17 protein-coding genes and 1 pseudogene are annotated in these 22,116 nt (G+C 71.7%); 11 read left to right on the plus strand and 7 right to left on the minus strand.

The window, feature by feature from the left end:
• The first annotated feature begins 89 nt into the window (after positions 1-89).
• The 9 genes and pseudogenes from B9O00_RS12665 to B9O00_RS12705 all read left to right on the plus strand — a co-directional run bounded on the left by B9O00_RS12665 (position 90) and on the right by B9O00_RS12705 (position 11,132).
• Positions 90-2,390, plus strand: a complete 2,301-nt coding sequence (locus B9O00_RS12665; protein WP_085123043.1) for a sensor histidine kinase NtrY-like — start codon at positions 90-92, stop codon at positions 2,388-2,390.
• Complete coding sequence (ntrX, locus tag B9O00_RS12670) at positions 2,380-3,759, plus strand: nitrogen assimilation response regulator NtrX (protein WP_085123044.1); 1,380 nt, start codon at positions 2,380-2,382, stop codon at positions 3,757-3,759. The genes B9O00_RS12665 and ntrX overlap by 11 nt, the downstream gene beginning before the upstream one ends.
• Before the next feature lie 54 nt (positions 3,760-3,813).
• The gene (gene trkA, locus B9O00_RS12675; RefSeq protein WP_085123045.1) at positions 3,814-5,190 is read left to right on the plus strand and encodes a Trk system potassium transporter TrkA; all 1,377 of its coding nucleotides are present in this window, start codon (positions 3,814-3,816) and stop codon (positions 5,188-5,190) included.
• Between the two features lie 82 nt (positions 5,191-5,272).
• Complete coding sequence (locus B9O00_RS12680; protein ID WP_085123046.1) at positions 5,273-5,923, plus strand: HAD family hydrolase; 651 nt, start codon at positions 5,273-5,275, stop codon at positions 5,921-5,923.
• Between the two features lie 183 nt (positions 5,924-6,106).
• A complete protein-coding gene (hfq, locus tag B9O00_RS12685) occupies positions 6,107-6,367 on the plus strand; it encodes an RNA chaperone Hfq (RefSeq protein ID WP_085123047.1) in 261 nt (86 codons plus the stop codon).
• Between the two features lie 88 nt (positions 6,368-6,455).
• The gene (hflX, locus tag B9O00_RS12690; RefSeq protein WP_085123048.1) at positions 6,456-7,790 is read left to right on the plus strand and encodes a GTPase HflX; all 1,335 of its coding nucleotides are present in this window, start codon (positions 6,456-6,458) and stop codon (positions 7,788-7,790) included.
• 145 nt (positions 7,791-7,935) lie between these two features.
• A pseudogene (locus B9O00_RS33790) lies at positions 7,936-8,220 on the plus strand (co-chaperone GroES); the annotation flags it as partial.
• A 336-nt stretch (positions 8,221-8,556) separates the two neighbouring features.
• Positions 8,557-10,209, plus strand: a complete 1,653-nt coding sequence (groL, locus tag B9O00_RS12700) for a chaperonin GroEL (protein WP_085123050.1) — start codon at positions 8,557-8,559, stop codon at positions 10,207-10,209.
• Between the two features lie 98 nt (positions 10,210-10,307).
• Positions 10,308-11,132 (plus strand): inositol monophosphatase family protein, encoded by an 825-nt coding sequence (locus B9O00_RS12705; protein ID WP_085123051.1) that lies wholly within the window; start codon positions 10,308-10,310, stop codon positions 11,130-11,132.
• A gap of 7 nt (positions 11,133-11,139) precedes the next feature.
• Here the strand turns inward: B9O00_RS12705 and B9O00_RS12710 are convergent, their stop codons facing one another.
• Positions 11,140-12,039, minus strand: a complete 900-nt coding sequence (locus B9O00_RS12710; protein WP_089229681.1) for a 2-hydroxyacid dehydrogenase — start codon at positions 12,037-12,039, stop codon at positions 11,140-11,142.
• Between the two features lie 49 nt (positions 12,040-12,088).
• Entirely contained in the window at positions 12,089-13,012 is a 924-nt protein-coding gene (locus B9O00_RS12715; protein WP_085123053.1) for a nitrilase-related carbon-nitrogen hydrolase, read from the minus strand.
• A 105-nt stretch (positions 13,013-13,117) separates the two neighbouring features.
• Here B9O00_RS12715 and B9O00_RS12720 point away from each other — a divergent pair, with 105 nt between their 5' ends.
• Positions 13,118-14,497, plus strand: a complete 1,380-nt coding sequence (locus tag B9O00_RS12720) for an aspartate aminotransferase family protein (protein WP_085123054.1) — start codon at positions 13,118-13,120, stop codon at positions 14,495-14,497.
• A gap of 83 nt (positions 14,498-14,580) precedes the next feature.
• On the opposite strand, the gene B9O00_RS12725 is transcribed toward B9O00_RS12720, so the two are convergent.
• The 4 genes from B9O00_RS12725 to B9O00_RS12740 form a co-directional block, all read right to left on the minus strand.
• On the minus strand, positions 14,581-15,906 hold the full coding sequence (locus B9O00_RS12725) for a TRAP transporter large permease (protein ID WP_085123055.1): 1,326 nt from the start codon (positions 15,904-15,906) through the stop codon (positions 14,581-14,583).
• The gene (locus tag B9O00_RS12730) at positions 15,903-16,445 is read right to left on the minus strand and encodes a TRAP transporter small permease subunit (RefSeq protein ID WP_085123056.1); all 543 of its coding nucleotides are present in this window, start codon (positions 16,443-16,445) and stop codon (positions 15,903-15,905) included. The genes B9O00_RS12725 and B9O00_RS12730 overlap by 4 nt, the downstream gene beginning before the upstream one ends.
• Before the next feature lie 85 nt (positions 16,446-16,530).
• Complete coding sequence (gene dctP / locus B9O00_RS12735) at positions 16,531-17,580, minus strand: TRAP transporter substrate-binding protein DctP (RefSeq protein ID WP_085123057.1); 1,050 nt, start codon at positions 17,578-17,580, stop codon at positions 16,531-16,533.
• 48 nt (positions 17,581-17,628) lie between these two features.
• On the minus strand, positions 17,629-18,909 hold the full coding sequence (locus B9O00_RS12740) for a hydroxymethylglutaryl-CoA reductase, degradative (RefSeq protein WP_235017114.1): 1,281 nt from the start codon (positions 18,907-18,909) through the stop codon (positions 17,629-17,631).
• Between the two features lie 244 nt (positions 18,910-19,153).
• Here B9O00_RS12740 and B9O00_RS12745 point away from each other — a divergent pair, with 244 nt between their 5' ends.
• A complete protein-coding gene (locus tag B9O00_RS12745; RefSeq protein WP_085123058.1) occupies positions 19,154-20,539 on the plus strand; it encodes an aminotransferase-like domain-containing protein in 1,386 nt (461 codons plus the stop codon).
• A 138-nt stretch (positions 20,540-20,677) separates the two neighbouring features.
• On the opposite strand, the gene B9O00_RS12750 is transcribed toward B9O00_RS12745, so the two are convergent.
• Positions 20,678-22,015: an MmgE/PrpD family protein gene (locus tag B9O00_RS12750; protein WP_085123059.1), complete on the minus strand. Its 1,338-nt coding sequence runs from the start codon at positions 22,013-22,015 to the stop codon at positions 20,678-20,680.
• Positions 22,016-22,116 lie beyond the last annotated feature (101 nt).

The raw sequence follows: 22,116 nt of genomic DNA on the forward strand, positions 1-22,116 counted from the left end.
GGGACCGCGGTGGGCGGCGTCCGGGGTGCCCGTCACGGCGGGCGCCCGATGCCGCCGAAATCCGCTCCCGCAGGATCGACGGAGCCTGAATGACCGACCCCAGGTCGGAGCCTGCCGGCGAGAAGGACAGCGCCTTCCTGGCGCAATTCGCCGCCTTTGCGCGACGGACGCACCTCGAGCGCTGGGTCTCGCTGATCCTGCTGGCTCTGGCGCTGGCCGGCTGCGTCACGACCTTCCTGGCGATGACCGGCCGCCTGCCGGTCACGCCGGACGCGGTCGAGATCCAGCTGCTGCTGACCGCCGACCTGGTGCTGGTGCTGCTGCTGACCGCGATGATCGGCCGGCGGCTGATCGTGCTGTGGCTGCAGCGCCGGCGCGACGTCGCCGGCGCACGGCTGCACGCCCGCCTGATGACGCTCTTCGCCCTGGTCGCGGTGACCCCGACGCTGATCGTCGCGGTCTTCACGGCGCTGCTGTTCGTCGGCATGCAGGACTGGTTCAGCGAGCGCGTGCGCACGGCGGTGCGCGAATCGCTGGCGGTCGCCCAGTCCTACCTGGAGGAGCATCGGCGCACGATCGTCGGCGACGCCCTGGCGATGGCCCAGGACCTGAACCGCGCCGGCCCCTCGATGCTGGTCAATCCGCAGCGCTTCTCGCAGTTCGTCAGCACCCAGGCGGCCTGGCGCTCGCTGACCGAGGCGCTGGTCTTCGATTCGAGCGGCCACGTCCTGGCGCGCGCCGGCTTCTCGCTGCTGCTGGAGTTCGAGCCGGACATCCCGCCCTGGGCGATCGAGCAGGCCAACCAGGGCGAGGTCGCGATCCTGGAGCCCGAATCCGACGACCGGGTGCGCGCCATCATCAAGCTGGAGGCCTTTCCCGACACCTACCTCTTCGTCGGCCGGCTGATCGACCCGCGCGTGCTGGCCCACACCCAGCGCTCCTCGGACGCGGTCAAGCTCTACGAGCAGATCGAGAACCAGCGCGAATCGATCCTGGCGACCTTCGCCGCGATCTTCGCCGTGATCTCGCTGCTGCTGCTGCTGGTCGCGGCCTGGATCGGCCTCGCCTTCGCCAACCGCCTGGGCCGGCCGATTGCCCAGCTGATCGAGGCCGCCCAGAGGGTCGGCGCCGGCGACCTGACCGTGCGCGTGGCCGACGACGACGAGGGCATCGAGATCGACGCCCTGGCGCGCGCCTTCAACCGCATGACCGGCGACCTGCAGCGCCAGCGCGGCGAGCTGATCGAGGCGAACCAGCAGATCGAGGCGCGCCGCCGCTTCGGCGAGGCGGTGCTGTCGGGCGTCACCGCCGGCGTGCTCGGCCTGGACCGGGACGGCTACGTGACGATCGCCAACCGGCGCGCCCACGAGCTGCTGGCGCTGCAGCCCGGCCAGCTGATGGGCCGGCGCGTCTCCAAGCTGTCGCGCGAGATGCGCGAGCTGCTGGAGCAGGCGCGCCGCAAGCCGCGGCGGATCCACGAGCGCCAGGCCGGCCTGGCCGGCGCCGACGGCTCGAGCCGCACGCTGCTGGTCCGCATCGTCGCCGAGCAGGCCGGCGAGAAGATCATCGGCTACGTCGTCACCTTCGACGACATCACCGAGCTGCTCTCGGCGCAGCGCAAGGCGGCCTGGGCCGACGTCGCCCGGCGCATCGCCCACGAGATCAAGAACCCGCTGACCCCGATCCAGCTGTCGGCCGAGCGCCTGAAGCGCCGCTACCTGAAGCAGATCTCCGAGGATCCCGAGACCTTCGCGGCCTGCACGGACACCATCGTGCGCCAGGTCGGCGACATCGGCCGCATGGTCGACGAGTTCAGCAACTTCGCGCGCATGCCGACGCCGGCCAAGGCGCCCTGCGACCTGATCCGGCTGGTCATCGACAGCCTGGCCCTGCAGCGCAGCGCCCACGGCGCGATCCGCTTCCTCTCGGAGCTGCCCGACAAGCCGGTGCCGGTCCAGGTCGACGCCGCGCAGATCCGCCAGGCGCTGACCAACCTGCTGCAGAACGCCGTCGATTCGATCGAGGGCCGGCAGGCCGCCGAAGGGGGCGGGGAGGGGGCGCCCGCCGGGGTGGCGGGGGAGGAGGGCCTGGTGCGGGTCCGGCTCTCGACGACCGCGAGCCTGGCCGAGATCGCCATCGAGGACAACGGCCGCGGCCTGCCGAAGAAGGACCGCGACCGCCTGACCGAGCCCTACGTGACGACCCGCGAGAAGGGCACGGGGCTGGGCCTGGCGATCGTCAAGAAGATCCTGGAAGACCATGGCGGGAGCCTGGCGCTGGCCGATCGGGAGGGCGGCGGCGCGGTGATCAGGCTGACCCTGCCGCTCGGGGAAACCGCCAGCCGCGACGGACCGGCGCAGGAAGGACGGATCGCTGTCCATGGCTCATGACATCCTGATCGTCGACGACGAGCACGACATCCGCCTGCTGATCGAGGGCGTGCTGCAGGACGAGGGCTACCGCACCCGGGCCGTCGCCGACAGCGACCAGGCCCTGGAGGCGGTGCGCAACCGCCGCCCGCACCTGGTGATCCTGGACATCTGGCTGCAGGGCTCGACGCTCGACGGCCTGGAGCTGCTGCAGGCCCTGCAGCGCGAGCGCCCGGGGCTGCCGATCGTGATGATCTCCGGCCACGGCACGATCGAGACGGCGGTCGCGGCGATCCGCCATGGCGCCTACGACTTCATCGAGAAGCCCTTCAAGTCGGACCGCCTGCTGCTGATCGTGTCGCGCGCCATCGAGGCCGCGCGCCTGCGGCAGGAGAACGAGGAGCTGCGCCAGCGCGGCGCGCCGGAGACCGAGCTGATCGGCCACTGCGCGCCGATCCAGCAGCTGCGCCAGCAGGTCCAGAAGGTCGCCCCGACCGGCAGCCGGGTGCTGATCGCCGGCGCCGCCGGCAGCGGCAAGGAGGTCGTGGCGCGCCAGCTGCACAGCCTGTCGAAGCGCGTCGACGGCCCCTTCGTCGTGGTCAACTGCGCGACCCTGCATCCGGAGCGCATCGAGGCCGAGCTGTTCGGCGTCGAGCCCGGCGACGGCGAGAGGGCGACGATCGGCACCTTCGAGCGCGCCCACGGCGGCACGCTGCTGCTCGACGAGGTCGCCGACATGCCGCTGGAGACCCAGGGCAAGATCGTCCGCGTGCTGCAGGAGCAGACCTTCGAGCGCCTCGGCAGCCGGCGCCGCATCGAGGTCGACGTGCGGGTCATCGCCTCGACCAACCGCGACCTGCAGGCGCGCATCGCCGAGGGGCTGTTCCGCGAGGACCTCTTCTACCGCCTGAACGTCGTGCCGCTCAGGGTCCCGAGCCTTCGCGAGCGCCGCGAGGACATCCCGGAGCTGGTCGAGTACCTCGGCGCGCGCTCGGCCGAGAACACCGGCATGCCGATGCGCCGGCTCGGCAGCGACGCCCTGGCCGCCCTGCAGGCCTACGACTGGCCGGGCAACGTGCGCCAGCTGCGCAACCTGGTCGACTACCTGATGATCATGGCGCCCGGCGGCCCGCAGGAAGCGATCGGCTCCGAGCTGCTGCCCGCCGAGATCTCGGCCCGCGCCCCGGCGCTCTTGCCCGGTGCCGCCAACGGCGAGATCATGACCCTGCCGCTCCGTCAGGCCCGCGAGCATTTCGAGCGGCAGTACCTCGAGGCTCAGGTCTTGCGCTTCGGCGGCAACATCTCTAGGACCGCGGCCTTCGTCGGCATGGAGCGCTCGGCCTTGCACCGCAAGCTGCGCTCGCTCGGCATCAACACCTCGGAACGCTAAGCCATGAAAGTGATCGCCCGGTGAAAGTGATCGCCCGATGAAAGTGATCGCCCGATGAAAGTGATCGTCTGCGGCGCCGGCCAGGTCGGCTTCAACATCGCGCGCTACCTGGCCAGCGAGAACGCCGACGTTACGGTCATCGACCAGTCGCCGGAGCTGATCCAGAAGATCAGCGAGTCGCTCGACGTCACCGGACTGGTCGGCTTCGCCTCGCATCCCGACATCCTGGAGCAGGCCGGCGCGCGCGACACCGACATGCTGATCGCGGTGACCTACGCCGACGAGGTCAACATGGTCGCCTGCCAGGTCGCGCACTCGATCTTCGAGGTGCCGACCAAGATCGCCCGCGTGCGCCACCAGTCCTACCTGAACCCGCTGTGGTCCGACCTGTTCAGCCACGACCACATGCCGATCGACGTGATCATCTCGCCGGAGCTCGAGGTCGCCAAGGCGATCGGCCGGCGCCTGCAGATCCCCGGCGCCTTCGACGCCATGCAGCTGGCCGACGGCAAGGTCAACCTGATCGGCGTGCACGTCCGCGAGGACACGCCGATCATCCAGACGCCCCTGCGCCAGCTGACCGACCTGTTCCCGGACCTGCACATCGTCGTGGTCGCGATCTCGCGGGCCGGGCGGACCATCGTGGCACACGGCGACGCCGAGCTGATGCCCGGCGACGACGCCTACTTCGTCTGCGAGACCTCGCACCTGACCCGCGCGTTGATGACCTTCGGCTACGAGGAGCGGGCGGCCCGCCGCGTGCTGCTGATCGGCGGCGGCAACATCGGCCTCAACCTGGCCCGCACGGTCGAGGAGAAGCACCCCCAGGTGCAGCTCAAGATCATCGAGATCTCCAAGGCGCGGGCCGAGTTCGTGGCCCAGACCCTGGAGCGCTCGGTGGTGATCCACGGCGACGCGCTGGACCTCGACATCCTGACCGAGGCCAACATCGCGGCGACCGAGACGGTGATCGCGGTCTCCAACGACGACGAGGTCAACATCCTGGCCTCGCTGCTGTCCAAGCGCTACGGCGCCAAGCGCGCGGTCACGCTGATCAACTCGACCTCCTATTCCCAGCTGGTCGGCAGCCTCGGCATCGACACGGTGGTCAGTCCCCGCGCCATCACCGTCTCGACGATCCTGCAGCACGTCCGACGCGGCCGCATCCGCTCGGTCTATTCCCTGGCGGAGGGGCTCGGCGAGATCATCGAGGCCGAGGCCATGGAGACCTCCGGCCTGGTCGGCAAGCCGCTGCGCGACGCGCCGCTGCCGAGCGGCTCGGTGGTCGGCGCCGTGGTGCGCGACGACGAGGTGATCATCCCGCGCGGCGACACGGTGATCCGTGCCGGCGACCTCGTCGTCATGTTCGCCGCCGCCGAGGCGGTGAAGAAGGTCGAGAAGCTGTTCGCCGTGAAGCTGGAATTCTTCTGAGCGGACGCTAGGGTGGCGCACCCGGGCCGCGCCGCCGCCGTTCTCGAAGCCCGCACCAAGACAGGAAGGCCGTCCTCCGACCATGCCGCTGACCGCGCCCAAGGCGATCCTCTTCGACTGGGACAACACCCTGGTCGACACCTGGGCCGTCATCCACCACGCCCTGGCCGTGACCTTCGAGGCCTTCGGGCGCACGCCCTGGACCCTGGAGGAGACCCGCCAGCGGGTCCGCGCCTCGGCGCGCGACGCCTTCCCGGAGCTGTTCGGCGACGACACCGAGGCGGCGACCGAGCTGTTCTACGAGACCTTCGCACGGGACCATCTGCAGGGCCTGGCGCCGCGCGCCGGTGCGCCGGAGGCCCTGGCCGCGCTCGCGGCGCGCGACGACCTCTGGCTCGGCGTGGTCAGCAACAAGACCGGCCGCTACCTGCGCGAGGAGGCCGAGCACCTGGGCTGGAGCCGGCACTTCCGCCGGGTCGTCGGCGCGCTCGACGCGGTGCGCGACAAGCCGGCGCCGGACCCCGTCGTCATGGCCCTGGCCGGCAGCGGCCTCGAGCCCGGGCCGGCGGTCTGGTTCGTCGGCGACACCGACATCGACATGCTCTGCGCCCGCAACGCCGGCTGTACCGGCCTGCTGATCCGCGACGAGGCGCCGGGCGAGGGCGAGTTCGGCGCGGCGCCGCCGCACCGCCACGTCGCGACCTTCGAGGAGCTGCTCGGCCTCATCGCCTGACCCCGACAGGCCCCAAGGCTTTGCCTCGCCCTGCGGCTGCCGTCATAATCGAGCCGTTCTTGCCGGGCCGGGCCCGAAGGACCACATGAGGTCGGCAAGGCGGGTCGGGTTCCCGCACGCCCCGTAAGAAGCCGAAGAACAACAACTACTAACGAACACGAAGAAACAAAGGGGGTTCACTCCATGGCTGCCGACAAGTCCCAGAACGTCCAGGATGTCTTTCTCAACCACATCCGCAAGCACAAGATCCCGGTGACCGTGTTCCTGGTGAACGGCGTCAAGCTGCAGGGCATCGTCACCTGGTTCGACAATTTCTGCGTCCTGCTGCGCCGGGACGCCCACTCGCAGCTGGTCTACAAGCACGCGATCTCGACGGTGATGCCGGCAGCACCGATCCAGCTGTTCGAGGGCAGCGACAAGGAGGAATCGACTGGCGAAGCCTGAGAGTCCGGGCCCCGGCCGACCGGCCGCCGCGCCGGGACCGGCCAAGGGCAGGCGGGCCCAGCGCGCCGGCGAGGAGCCGTCGCGGCAGGTGCCCGAGCGCGCGCTCGAGACGCGCCGCGCGGCGGAGCGTGCCCTGGTCGTGCATCCGGACCGCGCCGACCGGCGTGCGCCGCTGCGTGACGCCGCGGCGCGCCTGGACGAGGCGGTCGGCCTGACCGAGGCGATCGCGCTCGACATCGTCGGCGCCGAGGTCGTGCCGGTCAATCAGCCGAAGCCCTCGACGCTGCTCGGCAGCGGCCAGGTCGAGCGGCTGCACGCCCTGGTCGAGGAGCGCGAGGTCGAGGTCGTGATCGTCGACGCCCAGCTGACCCCGGTGCAGCAGCGCAACCTGGAGAAGGCGCTCGACTGCAAGGTCATCGACCGCACCGGCCTGATCCTGGAGATCTTCGGCGAGCGGGCCCGCACCAAGGAAGGCCAGCTGCAGGTCGAGCTGGCGGCGCTGAGCTACCAGCGCTCGCGGCTGGTCCGCTCCTGGACCCATCTGGAGCGGCAGCGCGGCGGCGCCGGCTTCATGGGCGGCCCGGGCGAGCGGCAGATCGAGCTGGACCGCCGCCTGATCGACGAGCGCATCGTGCGCCTGAAGAAGGAGCTGGAGCAGGTTCGCCGGACCCGCGGCCTGCATCGCGGCGCGCGCCAGCGCGTGCCCTATCCGGTGGTCGCGCTGGTCGGCTACACCAACGCCGGCAAGTCGACGCTGTTCAACCGCCTGACCCGGGCCGAGGTGCGCGCCGAGGACCTGCTGTTCGCGACGCTCGATCCGACCATGCGGCGCCTGACCCTGCCGTCCGGCCAGATGGTCATCCTGTCCGACACCGTCGGCTTCGTCAGCGACCTGCCGACCCAGCTGGTCGCCGCCTTCCGCGCCACCCTGGAAGAGGTCCAGGAGGCCGACTTGGTGCTGCACGTGCGCGACATCGCCCATCCCGACAGCGAGGCGCAGAAGGCCGACGTCGAGGCGGTGCTGCAGGATCTCGGCATTCCGGCCGAGGCCGAGGACGAGACGGCGCCTCTGCAGGTGCTCAACAAGATCGATCTGCTGGAGGCCGAGGCCCGCGCGGTGCTGCTCGCCCAGACCGAGCGGCAGCCGGGCAGCGTCGCCGTCTCGGCGGCGAGCGGCGAGGGCGTCGAGCGGCTGCTGCGGGCCGTCGAGCAGCGCCTGGCGCGCCACGAGCGGGTCGTCGACCTCGCCGTCGACCTGGCCGACGGCGCGGAGCTCGCCTGGCTCTACCGCCACGGCCGCGTCGTCGCGCGCCGGGACGAGGGGCGACAGGCGCACCTGCGCGTCTCCTTCGACCCGGCGAACCTCGCGCGCTACCGCCAGCGCCGCGCCGGGCACCCCGGATCGGCCGAAAAATCGGCGTGACGGGCGGAATTCCTGCGTTCCGCCGGTTGACAGCCCGATAGGCCGTGCTTATTCACAGGCTTAGCACTCGCGCGTCGCAAGTGCTAACGGCGGCCTCCGGGCGGGGCGCGCCGGTTATTTCCGGGCAGGGCCAGGGGAGATCACCATGAAGTTCCGTCCGTTGCACGACCGTCTGGTCGTCGAGCCGGTCGCCACCGACGAGCGCACCGTCGGCGGCATCATCATTCCCGACAGCGCGCGGGAGAAGCCGCAGCAGGGCAAGGTCGTCGCGGCCGGCCCCGGCTCGCGCGGCGCGGACGGCCGCCTGACGCCGATCGACGTCAAGCCGGGCGACATCGTGCTCTACGGCAAGTGGTCGGGCACCGAGGTCAAGGTCGACGGCAAGGACCTGCTGGTCATGCGCGAGTCCGACATCATGGGCATCGTCGAGCCTGCCGGCGCCAAGCCCGCGGCCGCGCCGACTGCGAAGAAGGCGGCGCCGGCCAGGAAGCCGGCTGCCAAGGCTGCCGCCGCGCCGAAGAAGGCGCCGGTCGCCAAGGCGGCGGCCAAGCCCGCCGCTGCGGCGAAGAAGGCCGCTGCGGTGGCCAAGAAGGCGGCGCCGGCCGTGAAGAAGGCGGCTCCGGCCAAGAAGCCGGCTGCGAAGGCTGCCGCCAAGCCCGCGGCCAAGGCCGTGGCCAAGAAGGCGGCGCCGAAGAAGGCCGCCGCCCCCAAGGCCGCCAGCCGGAAGAAGTAACTCCAGTCACCAGTAAGCCATCGGAGGGTAACCATGGCAGCCAAGGACGTTAAGTTCGGCGGCGACGCGCGCGATCGCATGTTGCGCGGCGTCGACATTCTCGCCGACGCCGTGAAGGTCACGCTCGGTCCCAAGGGCCGCAACGTCGTGCTCGACAAGTCGTTCGGCGCGCCGCGCGTCTCCAAGGACGGCGTCTCGGTCGCCAAGGAGATCGAGCTCAGCGACAAGTTCGAGAACATGGGCGCGCAGATGGTCAAGGAGGTCGCCTCCAAGACCAGCGACCTCGCCGGCGACGGCACCACGACCGCGACCGTGCTGGCCCAGTCGATCGTCCGCGAGGGCGCCAAGTCGGTGGCCGCCGGCATGAACCCGATGGACCTCAAGCGCGGCATCGACCGTGCCGTCGCGCTGGTCATCGAGGACCTGCGCAAGGCCTCGAAGAAGATCTCGACGGCCGAGCAGGTCGCCCAGGTCGGCACGATCTCGGCGAACGGCGACGCGGAGGTCGGCGCCATGCTCGCCGAGGCGATGCAGAAGGTCGGCAACGAGGGCGTGATCACGGTCGAGGAGGCGAAGAGCCTGGAGACCGAGCTCGACGTCGTCGAGGGCATGCAGTTCGACCGCGGCTATCTCTCGCCCTACTTCGTGACCAACGCGGAGAAGATGATCTGCGAGCTGGAGAGCCCGCTGATCCTGATCCACGAGAAGAAGCTGTCGAGCCTGCAGCCGCTGGTGCCGATCCTCGAGGCGGCCATCCAGCAGAGCCGGCCGCTGCTGATCGTCGCCGAGGACGTCGACGGCGAGGCCCTGGCGACCCTGGTCGTCAACAAGCTGCGCGGCGGCCTCAAGGTCGCGGCCGTCAAGGCCCCGGGCTTCGGCGACCGCCGCAAGGCGATGCTGGAGGACCTGGCGGTCCTGACCAAGGGCCAGGTGATCTCCGAGGACCTCGGCATCAAGCTCGAGAACGTCACGGTGCAGATGCTCGGCACGGCCAAGCGCGTGACCCTGACCAAGGACGAGACGACGATCGTCGAGGGCGCCGGCAAGAAGAAGGACATCGAGGCGCGCTGCACGCAGATCCGCGCGCAGATCGACGAGACCAGCTCCGACTACGACCGTGAGAAGCTCCAGGAGCGCCTCGCCAAGCTGGCCGGCGGCGTCGCGGTGATCCGCGTCGGCGGCGCCACCGAGATCGAGGTCAAGGAGCGCAAGGACCGCGTCGACGACGCGATGCACGCGACCCGCGCCGCGGTCGAGGAGGGTGTCGTCGCCGGCGGCGGCGTCGCCCTGCTCAACGCCTCCCGGGTGCTGGAGAAGATCAAGGTCGACAACGACGACCAGCGCGTCGGCGTCGACATCGTGCGCAAGGCCCTGCAGGCGCCGATCCGCCAGATCGCGACCAACGCCGGCGTCGACGGCTCGATCGTGGTCGGCAAGGTGCTGGAGTCGAAGGACCGCAACTTCGGCTACGACGCGCAGAAGGGCGTCTACTGCGACCTCGTCAAGGCCGGCATCATCGACCCGACCAAGGTCGTGCGCACGGCGCTGCAGGACGCGGCCTCGATCGCCGGCCTGCTGATCACCACCGAGGCCATGGTCGCCGAGCGGCCCGAGAAGAAGGAGCCGGCCGGCATGCCGGGCGGCGGCATGGGTGGCATGGGCGGCATGGGCGGCATGGACTTCTAGTCCAGCGCTCGCTATCTGACAGCAAGGGCCGCCGGAGCCACCGCCCCGGCGGCCCTTCGCTTTTCTCTATTCCCGTTTCAGCCAGGAGCCCCCGTCTCTTGCCCGTCGCCGATCCCTATGCCGTCGCCAGCCTGATCGCCGAAGCCGGGGCCGAGGAGGCGCTGCCGCGCTTCCGCCAGCTCGCCGAGCACGAGGTGACGCGCAAGGCCTCGGGCGAGCTGGTCACGGTCGCCGACCATGCGGTCGAGGCCCTGCTGACCCGGCGCCTCGCCGAGCTGCTGCCGGGCTCGCTGGTGGTCGGCGAGGAGGCGGTCGAGGCCGACCCGACGGTGCTGACGCGCTTCGACCGCGACGCCTTCGTCTGGATCATCGACCCGATCGACGGCACCGGCAACTTCGCCGGCGGCAACCCGGCCTTCGCCGTCATGGTCGGCCTGGTCCGCGGCCGCGAGCTGCTGGCCGGCTGGATCCACGACCCGATCGTCGGCATCACCGCGATCGCCGAGACCGGCTCGGGTGCCGAGCTGCGCGGCCCGGACGGCGCCAGCGAGCGGCTGCGGGTGCTGCCGCCGGCACCGCTCGCCGAGATGACCGGCGCGCTCAACGCCGGCACCTTCGGCTCCAAGGAGCTGGCCGCGACCCTGCAGCGCAACCGCCACAAGCTGAAGACGCTCAGGGGCCTGCACTGCGCCGGCCAGGACTACCTGCGCCTGGTCCGCGGCGAGATGCACTTCCTGCTGTTCAGCAAGACCAAGCCCTGGGATCACGTGCCGGGGCTGGTCATCCACCGCGAGGCCGGCGGCTTCGGCCAGCTGCTCGAGGGCCGGGCCTACCTGCCGACCGACATCGCCCGATACGGCATCCTGATGGCCCCGGACCAGGCGAGCTGGCAGGCGATCCGCTCGGTCCTGCTGGCGGAATAGCGGCCGCTCAGTAGCCCGCCGCCCGGTCGACCTCGTGGAGCAGCGGGCGGCCGTCGAGCAGGCGCCGGTAGTTCTCCGCGATGTCCTCGAAGCCGCCGTCGAGATGCCAGCCGGAGACGTGCGGCGTCACCGCGACCTTCAGGTGCGCCCAGAAGGGATGACGCTCGGGCAGCGGCTCCTGCCGGAAGACGTCGAGCACGGCGCCGCCAAGCGCGCCCGAGTCCAGGGCCGCGACCAGGTCGGCCTCGACGATCAGGTCGCCGCGCCCGACGTTGATCAGCACCGCCCCCGGCTTCAGGCGGGCGAGCAGGGCGGCGTCGAAGAGGTCGCGGGTCTCCGGCGTCGAAGGCAGTACCGAGACGAGGTAGTCGCACTCGGCCAGCAGGCCGGGCAGGGCGGCGGCCCCGCTCCGGCAGTCGACGCCCTGGAGCGCCCTGGGCGTGCGGCTCCAGCCGAGCGTGCGGAAGCCCTGGGCCGCGAGGCCGCGTGCCGTGCGGCCGCCGATGTGGCCGAGGCCGAGCACGCCGACTGTCGTCTCGCCGGCGCGCCGCGGGGCCAGCGGGGTCCAGCGGCCGGCGGCCTGGTCGGCGGCGTGGCGGTCGAGGTTGCGCTGGCGCAGCAGGATCTGGGCCAGGCAGTACTCGGCGATCTCCTCGGCCGCGACCTCGGGTCTCAGGCGCGCGACCCGGACCCCGGCCGGCAGCTCGGACTGCTTCAGGATGCCGTCGACGCCGGCGCCCAGCTTCTGGACCAGCTTCAGGTTGGGCAGGGCGGGGGCGACGCCGGGATGGAGCCTGCTGGCGACCAGCATGACGACATCCGGCAAGGGGCCGGCCGGTGGCCCGACGCGGATCGTCACCCCCGGCAGCAGCGGCGCCAGCAGGTCGCGCAGCGCCGCGTCCTCCATCCAGTCGGGCAGGCGGATATCGATCAGGAGGGACAGCGGCGGGGACTCCTCAGCGGTGCGGCTCGGTCAGCAGGCCGTAGCACTCCGGCCGCCGGTAGGTCGCGAAGTCGAAGAAGCGCTTGTACTCGGCCGTCGCGTCGAGATCGACCCGGTAGGGCAGCAGCTCGTCGCCGAGCCCGCTGCTCAGCGCGACGACCTCGCCCGAGGGGGCGATGACGCAGGAGTGGCCCATCATGTCGCAGCCGCCCTCCGGCCCCGCCTTGGCGGCGGCGACGACCCAGGTCCCGTTCTGGTAGGCGGCCGACTGCATCGGCAGCAGGTGGTGCATCTTGCGCAGGGCGTTCTGTGCCGGGTTGTCGGGCAGCTGCGCCGGCGAGTTGTAGCCGAGCGCGACCAGCTCGGCGCCCTGGAGGCCGAGCATCCGCCAGGACTCCGGCCAGCGCCGGTCGTTGCAGAGCAGCAGGCCCAGGCGCCCGCCGAAGGCCTCGAAGACCGGGAAGCCGAGGTCGCCGGGCAGGAAGTACCAGGGCTCCAGGTGCTGCAGCTTCAGGGCCGGGTCGTAGGTCGCGTTGCCGGGCAGGTGGACCTTGCGGTACTTGCCGACGATCGTCCCGGCCTGGTCGACCAGGACCGCCGTGTTGAAGCCCAGGTGGTCGGCGCCCTCGCGGCCGGGCACCCGCTCGCAGTAGCCGAGGTAGAAGCCGACGCCCCAGTCGCGGGCCGCGTCGAACAGCGGCTGGGTCTCGGGGCCCGGCAGGCTGTCCTCGAAGTAGCCGGCGACCTCGGCCGGATCGTCGATCAGCCAGCGCGGGAAGAAGGTGGTCAGCGCCATCTCGGGGAACACGACGAAGCGGCAGTTCGAGGCCTTGGCCTCGCGCATCAGCGCGAGCAGCCGGGCGACCACGGCGGCACGGCCGGCTCCCCGCTCGATCGGGCCGAGCTGGGCGGCGGCGGCAACGAAGCTACGGGACATGCGCAGGGCTCCCGGCAGGTTTCAGCGGCTTCCGGCGACGGCCGCGAGGGTCCTAGAGTCGGGCAGAGACTGCGGCGCGACTCCCCGGCATGTAAAGGTGGCTCGATGGATGCTCCCCGACGCAACGACATCACGGCGGTCGAGCAGGCCTATCTGGCCCGCACGCCCGGCTCCGCCGCCCTCGCCAGGCAGGCGCGCGCGGTGCTGCCGAGCGGCGTCGTGCACGACTCGCGCTGGATCCGGCCCCACGGGCTCTACGCCAGCCGCGCGTCCGGGGCCCACAAGTGGGACGTCGACGGCCACCGCTACATCGACTACTTCGGCGGCCACGGGGCGCTGCTGCTCGGCCACGGCCATCCGGAGGTCGTCGAGGCGGCGACCCGGCAGATGGCGCTCGGCACCCACTTCGCCGCCGGCCACGAGGCCGAGGTCCGCTGGGCCGAGACGGTCTGCCGCCTGCTGCCCTCGGCCGAGCGGGTGCGCTTCCACTCCTCCGGCACCGAGGCGACCCAGATGGCGGTGCGCCTGGCGCGCGCCCACACCGGCCGCGGCAAGCTGCTGCGCTTCCAGGCGCACTACCACGGCTGGCAGGACGACATGACCGCCGGCTACGCCTCGCACTTCGACGGCACGGCGCCGATCGGCGTGCCCGAGGCGGTGGCGGCGCGCACGCCGGCGCTCGATCCCTACGACGAGGCGGCGGTCGAGCGGCGCCTCGCCGAGGACCGGGACATCGCCGCGGTGATCGTCGAGCCGCTCGGCGCGGCGACCGGCAAGGTGCCGCTGGCGCCGGATTTCCTGCGCGCGCTCCGGCGCTGGACCGCCGAGAACGGCGTCGTGCTGATCTTCGACGAGGTGATCACCGGCTTCCGCGTCGATCCGGGCGGCGTGCAGGCGGCGGTCGGCGTGACGCCGGACCTGACGACGCTCGCCAAGATCGTCGCCGGCGGGCTGCCGGGCGGGGCGGTCGCCGGCCGGGCCGAGATCCTGGAGGGCCTGGACTTCGAGGCGAGCGAACGCAAAGGCCGCGAGAAGATCTACCATCCGGGCACCTTCAACGCCTGTCCGGTCTCGGCGGTCGCCGGCACCAGGGCCCTGGAGATCATCGAGCGGGACGGGGCCTGCGCCCGCGCGAGCGCGCTGGCGGCCGACCTGCGGAGCCGCCTCAACGCCGTGATCGCGGCCGAGGGCCTGCCCTGGCTGGTCTACGGCGAGGCCTCGGCCTTTCATCTCTTCCTCGGCGACCTGCAGGCGGCGGGCGGGCGCGCCGGCTTCGATCCGCGCCGGCTCGGGCGGGAAGGGCTGCAGGCGCAGCCGCCGGACCTCGTCCGCCAGCTGCGCCTGGCGCTCAACCTCGAGGGCGTCGACATCGCCGGCTGGCCCGGCGGCCTGGTGTCTGCGGCCCACGACGAGGCCGACCTGGAGGAGACCGCCGACGCCTTCGCCGCGGCCGTCGGGCGGCTGCGCGAGCAGGGGACGGTCTGAGGGCGGGCGTCCCTCTCCGCCGCCGAAAGACTCTCAGGAGACGTCGACAACCACCTGAATAACCAATCTTTTCGCCAGCTCTTCTAGTTCAGCATCAACTGCGGCAGCCAGGTCACCAGGCTCGGGCTGAGCAGGACGATGACCAGGCCGAGCAGCTGCAGCAGGAAGAAGGGCAGGATGCCGCGGTAGACCGCGCCCATGCCGAGCTCGGGCGGCAGCGTGCCCTTCATGTAGAAGAGCGTGTAGCCGAAGGGCGGCGAGATGTAGCCCATCTGGATGGTCACGGCGTAGAGCACGCCGAACCAGATCTCGTCGAAGCCGAGGAACTTCACGATCGGGATGAAGACCGGCACGGTCAGCAGGATGATGCCGATCTCGTCGAGCACCATGCCGAGGAAGACCAGCACCGCCAGCATGACGCCGAGCACCAGGTAGCGGCCGGCATCCATCGTGCGGATGAAGTCGAGCAGGGCGTCGGCGCCGCCGAGGCCGGTGAAGATCGCGACGTAGGCCTTCGCGCCCAGGGTGATCCAGAGGATCATCGCCGTCGCCTTGGCGGTCTCGGTCGCCGACTGGCTCAGGGTCTCGAAGGTCAGCTTGCGCTGCAGGGCAGCGGCGATCAGCGCGCCGAGCACGCCGACGGCGGCGGCCTCGGTCGGCGTCGCCAGGCCGAAGAAGATCGAGCCGAGGATCATCAGGATCAGCAGGCCGGGCAGGACCAGCGACTTGAGCGCCGCGAAGCGCTCGCGCCAGGTCGCGCTGCGGTGCTCGGGCGCCAGTGGCGCCATGTCCGGCCGGATCCAGGCCAGGCCGAGGATGTAGACGACGTAGAGCGTCGCCAGGATGACCCCGGGCACGATGCCGGCGATCAGCATGCGGCCGATCGAGACCTGGGCGGTCACCGCATAGACGATGGTCAGCACCGAGGGCGGGATCAGGATGCCGAGCGTGCCGGCGGCGCAGATCGTGCCGGTCGCGAGCTCGGCCCGGTAGCCGCGGCGCAGCATCTCGGGCAGGGCCAGCAGGCCCATGGCGGTGACCGCGGCGCCGACCACGCCGGTCATCGCCGCCATGATCACGCAGATCACCACGGTGCCGACGGCGAGGCCGCCGCGCAGCCGGCCGAACCACAGCTCCATCGCCGTGTAGAGCTGGTTGATCACGCCGGAGCGGGACAGCAGGCCCGCCATCAGGATGTAGAGCGGGATCGCCAGCAGCGCCTCCGACCGCATGGTGTCGAAGATCTGCAGCACCAGCACGACGACCGCGCCGGAATTCCAGAGCGTGACGGTGATCAGCAGCGACAGGCCGCCGAGCACGAAGGCGATCGGCAGGCCGGTCATCATGAAGACCGCCAGCCCGCCGAACATGATGGCGAGGATGGCGCCGGAGCCGAGCGTCCCGCTCATCGCTTCACCTCGCCGGAGGGGGTGGTCCCGGACGGGGTGGTCACGGTCTCTTCCGGCGCCGGCCCCTCGATCAGCGTGCGGACGAACTCGGCGACGGTCTGCAGCAGCAGCAGCAGCAGGGCCAGCGGCACCGTCGCCTTGGTCCACCAGATCTGCGGGTTCCAGGCCGAGAAGGAGGTCTCGCCGTACTGCCAGGACTCGAGCGCGAGCGGGCCGGCGTACCAGAGCAGGATCAGGCAGAAGGCGGCGATCACCGGGAAGTTGAGCAGCTCGACCAGGCGCTCGGCGCGGGCCGGCAGCAGGCGCCGCACCACGTCCATGGCGACATGGCCCTTGAGGTGCAGCACGTAGGGACCGGCCAGCAGGAACATCGGCCCGAACAGCAGCAGCGCCATCTCCGAGGCCCAGACCGTCGGGCTGTCGAAGAGATAGCGGCAGACGACGTCGATCAGCAGGAGCGGGGCCATGGCGTAGAGCAGGCCCGCGCTCAGCAGGAAGAACAGCCGGTTGAGGCCGGTGATCGCACGGACGAAGAGCATGGGGACGGCAGCTTCCCGGAACGGCGCCGGGCCGGGGTGGCCTGCGGCGAGAGCTCAGGCCACCCCTATAGTCCGGCGGCTCGGCTCAGGCGAGAATTCCGAGCTGCTTCATGAAGGTCATCTGGCTGTCGAGGATGCGCTTGGCCAGGTCGTTGCCCTTGGTCGCCGCCTGCCAGGCCTCGACCGCCTTCGGGCGGCTGGCCAGGATGTCGGCCTCCGACAGGCTCATGAAGGTGACGCCCTGGGCCTTGTACTTGTCGATGACCTCGACGTTCTGCACCAGGATGTGCTGGCGCAGCGCCCCCGAGACCTCGCGCGCCGCAACCTCGAGGGCGGCCTTGAAGTCCTCGGGCAGGGCGTCCCAGGCACGCTGGCTGGCGACGTAGCTGGTCGCCGTGGTCGGCTGGTGCACGCCCGGCAGGATGATGTACTTGGCGACCTCGCCGATGCCGGCCTCGTAGTTCGCCGTCAGGTCGCCGCGGTCGGCGATGTCGATGACGCCCTTGTCGAGCGCCGTGTAGACCTCGCTGGTCGGCAGCGGCGAGACGGCGATGCCGAACTTGGCCATGACCGAGGAGGCCAGGCCGACGAAGCGGCCCTTCTTGCCCTCGAAGTCGGCGATCGTCTTGATCGGCACCTTGGAGTGGATCGGCTCCTGGCCGTAGACGGTCGGCGCGATGTAGTGCAGCCCGGCCGGCTTGTAGGCCTCGCGCGCCATCTCCAGGCCGCCGCGCTCGTAGAACCAGGCCTCGTACTGGTCGGCCTCGGGGAAGCCGAAGGGGATCGTGCTGGTGAAGGCGAAGGCCGGGATCTTGCCGGCCTCGTAGCCGTCGAAGGTCTTCATCAGCTGGAAGGCGCCGCCGCGCACGGCGTCGAAGGCCTGGGCCGCGGGCACGATCTGGCCGGCGGCGAAGAGCTCGATCTTGAAGCGCCCGCCGGTCAGCTCGGCGACGCGGGCGACGAACTTCTCCTCGAACTTCTGCGGCGTGGTGCCCGGGTCCCAGAGCGCCTGCATGCGCCAGGAGACGCCGTCGGCGGCCTTGGCCGGACGGGCCCGGCCGGCGACGCCGATCGCGCCGGCGGCGACCGCGGCGGTGCCGGCGGCCTTCAGGAAATGGCGACGGTTCTTGGTCATCTCTCTTCCTCCCAGTTGTCTGTTGCTTGCTCTTTGTCGCTCCGGCGGTCAGGCGCCGCGCAGGCGGGCCAGGACCTCCTTGGCGCGGTCGCTCCGCACGTCGTGCGCGGCGGCCAGCTCGGCCGCGACGGCGTCGATTTCCGGGCCAACGGCGCCGGCGCCGATCGCGATGTTGCGGGCGTGCAGGGCCATGTGGCCGCGCTGGATGCCCTCGGTGGCCAGGGCGCGCAGCGCCGCCATGTTCTGGGCCAGGCCGACCGCGACCGTGACCTCGGCCAGCTCCTGGGCGCTCGTCACGCCGAGGATGCGCAGCGCGGCCTGGGCCAGCGGATGGGTCCGGGTGGCGCCGCCGACCAGGCCGAGCGCCATCGGCAGCTCCAGCGTGCCGACCAGCCGGCCGTCGGCCGAGCGCTCCCAGGTGGTCAGCGAGGTGTAGCGGCCGTCGCGCGCCGCCCAGGCGTGGGCCCCGGCCTCGATCGCGCGCCAGTCGTTGCCGGTCGCGACGACGACCGGGTCGATGCCGTTCATGATGCCCTTGTTGTGGGTCGTCGCGCGGTAGGGGTCGATCGCCGCCAGGGTATAGGCGTCGAGGATGCCCTCGATCATGCGCTCGCCGGAATAGTCCTTCGTCGCCAGGGCCTCGGGCGTGACCGCGACGCGGGCGCGGGCCAAGCGCCGGTCGGCCAGGTTGGACAGGATGCGCAGCCGCACCTCGCCGCCGGTCAGCCGCTCGACCAGCGGCGCCACCGCCTCGGCCATGGTGTTGACCGTGTTGGCGCCCATGGCGTCGCGGACGTCGACCAGCAGGTGCAGCACCAGCATGGCGCCGCGCGGCGTCGCCGGGAAGACCTGGATCTCGATGTCCTTGCAGCCGCCGCCGAGGCCGATCAGCACGGCGTCGCGGGCGTTGGCGGCCTCCAGGATCTCGGTGCGCGCAGCGAGCAGCTTGAGCCGCGCGCCGTGGGGGTCGGCCAGGCCGACGACCTGGACCTGGGCGCGCATGACCGGCGTGCTGCTCGAGGTCTCGAAGCCGCCGCAGGCGCGGGCGATGCGTGCCATGTAGGAGGCGGCGGCGACCACCGAGGGCTCCTCGACGACCATCGGGATCAGGTAGTCGCGGCCGTTGATCGTGAAGTTGGTGGCGACGCCGAAGGGCAGCTCGAAGGTCGCCACCACGTTCTCGATCATGCCGTTGGCGATCTCGAGGGGCAGGGCGCCGGGCGCGGCGAGCAGGCCGCGGTCGGCGTCGCTCAGGGCGACATGCTCGGCGAGCCTCTCCAGGCGCTGCTGCGGCGTCAGGCTGCGGTAGCTCTCGATACGGGAATTCACGGCGCCCGCAGCGGCGGGCGTGGGAGTCTCTGACGTCACGGGCTTCCTCTTCCATCGCCTCCCCGGCGCGCGGCTGGGCCCGATGGGGTGACCCGCGCCTTCGGAGGTCTCGACCGTCGGCCGCCTGCCGCGACCTTGCCCCGAGGATCGAGGCCCGGGCGGCTTCGAACAAGGTACAGTTTGCCAATTTGTCCAATTCACTGTACCGATCAATTGCCTGGTACAGTGTTGGAGCCGATTGCCGATGCGCCCCTCGCGCGCCGCCGAGATCGCGGCCATCGTCACCCGCCTGATCGAGGAGGGACACCTGCCGCTCGGCACCCGCGTGCCCTCGGTGCGCGCGGCGGCCGAGCAGCACGGCGTCTCGAAGAACACCGTCGTCGAGGCCTACGACCGTCTGGTCGCGAGCGGCTACCTGGAGGCGCGGCGCGGCTCCGGCTTCTACGTGCGGCGGCCGCGGCGGCGCAGCGGCGACCTCAGGCCGGTCCACGTCAGCGAGGCGATCGACCTGGTCTCGCTGCTGCGCGAGCAGCTCGACCGCCACTACTCGGTGCGCGTCGGCGACGGCCGGCCGCCGGCGAGCTGGATGGAGGAGTCGGAGCTCGGCCGGCACCTGCGCCCGCGCGGCACGCCCGGCGGCAAGATGGAGCACGGCTACGGCGCGCCGCCCGGCTACGAGCCGCTGCGCGGCCGCATCGCCCACAGCCTGATCGAGCGCTCGATCCGCGCCTCGGCCGAGCAGGTGCTGCTGACCTTCGGCGCCAACCACGGGCTCGACCTGATCGTCCGGCAGTACGTCGAGCCGGGCGAGAGCGTGCTGGTCGACAGCCCCGGCTACTATCCGCTGTTCGGCAAGCTGCGCCTGGCCCGGGCCCGGGTCGTCGGCGTGCGCCGCGGCCCCGAGGGGCCGGACCTCGACGACTTCGAGGCCAAGGCCGCGGCGGTCCAGCCCAAGCTGTTCTTCACCCAGAGCCTGGCCCACAACCCGACCGGCGGCTCGGTCGCGCTCGACGCCCAGCACCAGCTGCTGCAGCTCGCCGAGCGCTACGGCGTGACCCTGGTCGAGGACGATCCCTTCGCCGATATCCTGCCGCTCGGCAGCCCGCGCCTCGCGGCGCTCGACCAGCTGGAGCGGGTGATCTACGTCGGCACCTTCTCCAAGACCCTCTCGGCCAGCCTGCGCAGCGGCTTCATCGCCGGCAACGCCGAGCTGATCCGCCAGCTGACCGACGTCAAGATGCTGACCGTCGTCAACTCCTCCGGCTACGTCGAGCGGCTGCTCTACGAGCTGATGGCCGGCGGGCACTACCGGCGCCACCTCAAGCGCCTGCGCGAGCGGGTCGAGCGGGCAACCGCGACGGCCCTCGCCAGGCTGCGCGGGATCGGCTTCGAGGAGCTGGTCGAGCCGGCCGGCGGCTACTACCTCTGGTGCCCGCTGCCGGAGGGCATCGACGACATCGCGCTGTCCCGCCGGGCCGCGCGCGAGGGCATCTTCCTGGCGCCCAGCTCGATCTTCGCGGTGCCGGGCGACTATCGCAGCGGCCCGGCCATGCGGATCAACGTCGCCTACGCCGACGACCCTGCCTTCCTCGACTTCATGGCCCGGGTGAGGCGCGGCGAGGTGGGGTAGGCGGGTTAGTTCCCCTCCCACGCCCCTCGACAAGCTCGGGACGAAGCGGACGGGGGCGCGAACGGCGAGACCGACCCGACGTCTGCGCTTCCCTTTGCTTCGTCCCGAGCTTGTCGAGGGGCGTGGAAGCCCCCTCCCTCACGCCGGCTCGAGCAGCAGGTCCAGGAAGGGCGCCAGGTCGCCCTGCTCCTCGAGCGCCAGCACCGCCTCGCGGATCGCCTCGCGGCGCGGCTCGGGCAGCGCGCCGGCCAGGATCTCGAACTTGGCCTCGATCTCGGCCTGGCCGAGCGGCGCGCCCTGGTGGCCCTTCGGCTCGGTCGGGCCGGAGCGCAGCTTGCGGCCGTCGGTCAGCGTCAGCTCAACCTCGCAGAGCCGGCGCTGCGGGAAGGCGGCCTCGAACTCGAAGCGCTCGACCAGCTCCATGCCGGCGGCGAGCTTCAGCACCGCCGGGTCGGCCAGGCCCGGGCCGTCGATCTGCTCCAGGCCGAGCCGGCCGTGGACCGCGGCCGCGGCGGCCGGGAAGGGCAGGGAATACTGGGCGTGGTCGCTGGTCGCCGGCCGCCGCTCGGCGAGCCGCGTCGCGGCATGGAAGGTCTCGACCCGGATCGCCGCGATCTCGTCGCCCCTGAGGCCGTGCTCGCGGCGCAGCTCCATGACCGCGGTGACCGGGCCCTGGGCCCAGAAGCAGACCGGGTAGGCCTTGACGTAGACGTCGGGGATCAGCCAGCGGCTGCCGAGGTCCTGCCAGAGCGGCGCCACGGCCTCGGCCTCGACGGTCACCGCCGGCGCGCCGGTGAAGCCCTCGCGGGCCATGACGGCGGCGGTCACGCCGACCAGGGCGCCCCAGCCGGAGCCGTCCTTCAGCATCGAGGGCTGGTCGATGACCCGCATCATCTGGCTGCGCGGGCCCCAGTACTCGGCGATGCCCAGGGCCTCGCGGATGCCGGCTTCCGGGAGCCCGAAGCGGCGCGCGCCGAGCGCCGCCACGGCCAGGGCGTTCCAGGCGCCGGAGGTGTGGTAGTCGCCGACCGTCGTGTGGAGCGCGACGGCGGCGCGATGCGCCAGCTCGTAGCCGAGCAGGTAGCAGGTTAGGAACTCGCGGCCGTCGCAGGCCGGCCCGGTCTCGGCGAGGGCGAGCAGGCCGGGCAGCAGGGCGACGCCGGCGTGCCCCTTGCTCGGCTGGTGGCCGTCGTGGGCATCGACCGAATCGATCGCCGTCGCGCCGGCGAAGGCGGCGCCGGCCGGCGACAGCGCGCCGCCGCGGAACAGGGCGCGCGCCTGCCCGCCGGCGTCCCGGGGGCCCGCCGGGAACAGCAGGGCGGCGGCCCGGCGGGCGATCGCCGCCGGCTCGGTGCCGGCACCGGCGACCGCGACCCCGATGGTGTCGAGCAGCAGCAGCTTGCCGCGCTCGACGATCGCGTCCGGCAGGTCCTCGAAGGCCAGCCGCCGGACGAAGCCCGCCGCCCCGGTGCCCATGGCTGCGCGCCTAGGAGCCTGTCCGAGTAAGCGCCTTTGTCTCGACGCTCGGCAGTGGTCGTGATTCACTACGGTTCATGGGCAAGACCTATCGGGCTTGG

Origin of the sequence: Tistlia consotensis USBA 355 (genome assembly GCF_900177295.1) — a bacterium.
Lineage (GTDB): Bacteria > Pseudomonadota > Alphaproteobacteria > Kiloniellales > DSM-21159 > Tistlia > Tistlia consotensis.

Coding starts and splice junctions, on each gene's coding strand:
- B9O00_RS12750 (WP_085123059.1), bottom strand. CDS start 22,015: ATGGGCACCGGGGCGGCGGGCTTCGTCCGGCGGCTGGCCTTCGAGGAC.
- hfq (WP_085123047.1), top strand. CDS start 6,107: ATGGCTGCCGACAAGTCCCAGAACGTCCAGGATGTCTTTCTCAACCAC.
- B9O00_RS12665 (WP_085123043.1), top strand. CDS start 90: ATGACCGACCCCAGGTCGGAGCCTGCCGGCGAGAAGGACAGCGCCTTC.
- trkA (WP_085123045.1), top strand. CDS start 3,814: ATGAAAGTGATCGTCTGCGGCGCCGGCCAGGTCGGCTTCAACATCGCG.
- ntrX (WP_085123044.1), top strand. CDS start 2,380: ATGGCTCATGACATCCTGATCGTCGACGACGAGCACGACATCCGCCTG.
- B9O00_RS12720 (WP_085123054.1), top strand. CDS start 13,118: ATGGATGCTCCCCGACGCAACGACATCACGGCGGTCGAGCAGGCCTAT.
- B9O00_RS12745 (WP_085123058.1), top strand. CDS start 19,154: ATGCGCCCCTCGCGCGCCGCCGAGATCGCGGCCATCGTCACCCGCCTG.
- B9O00_RS12710 (WP_089229681.1), bottom strand. CDS start 12,039: ATGGAGGACGCGGCGCTGCGCGACCTGCTGGCGCCGCTGCTGCCGGGG.
- B9O00_RS12680 (WP_085123046.1), top strand. CDS start 5,273: ATGCCGCTGACCGCGCCCAAGGCGATCCTCTTCGACTGGGACAACACC.
- B9O00_RS12730 (WP_085123056.1), bottom strand. CDS start 16,445: ATGCTCTTCGTCCGTGCGATCACCGGCCTCAACCGGCTGTTCTTCCTG.
- B9O00_RS12715 (WP_085123053.1), bottom strand. CDS start 13,012: ATGTCCCGTAGCTTCGTTGCCGCCGCCGCCCAGCTCGGCCCGATCGAG.
- dctP (WP_085123057.1), bottom strand. CDS start 17,580: ATGACCAAGAACCGTCGCCATTTCCTGAAGGCCGCCGGCACCGCCGCG.
- B9O00_RS12725 (WP_085123055.1), bottom strand. CDS start 15,906: ATGAGCGGGACGCTCGGCTCCGGCGCCATCCTCGCCATCATGTTCGGC.
- groL (WP_085123050.1), top strand. CDS start 8,557: ATGGCAGCCAAGGACGTTAAGTTCGGCGGCGACGCGCGCGATCGCATG.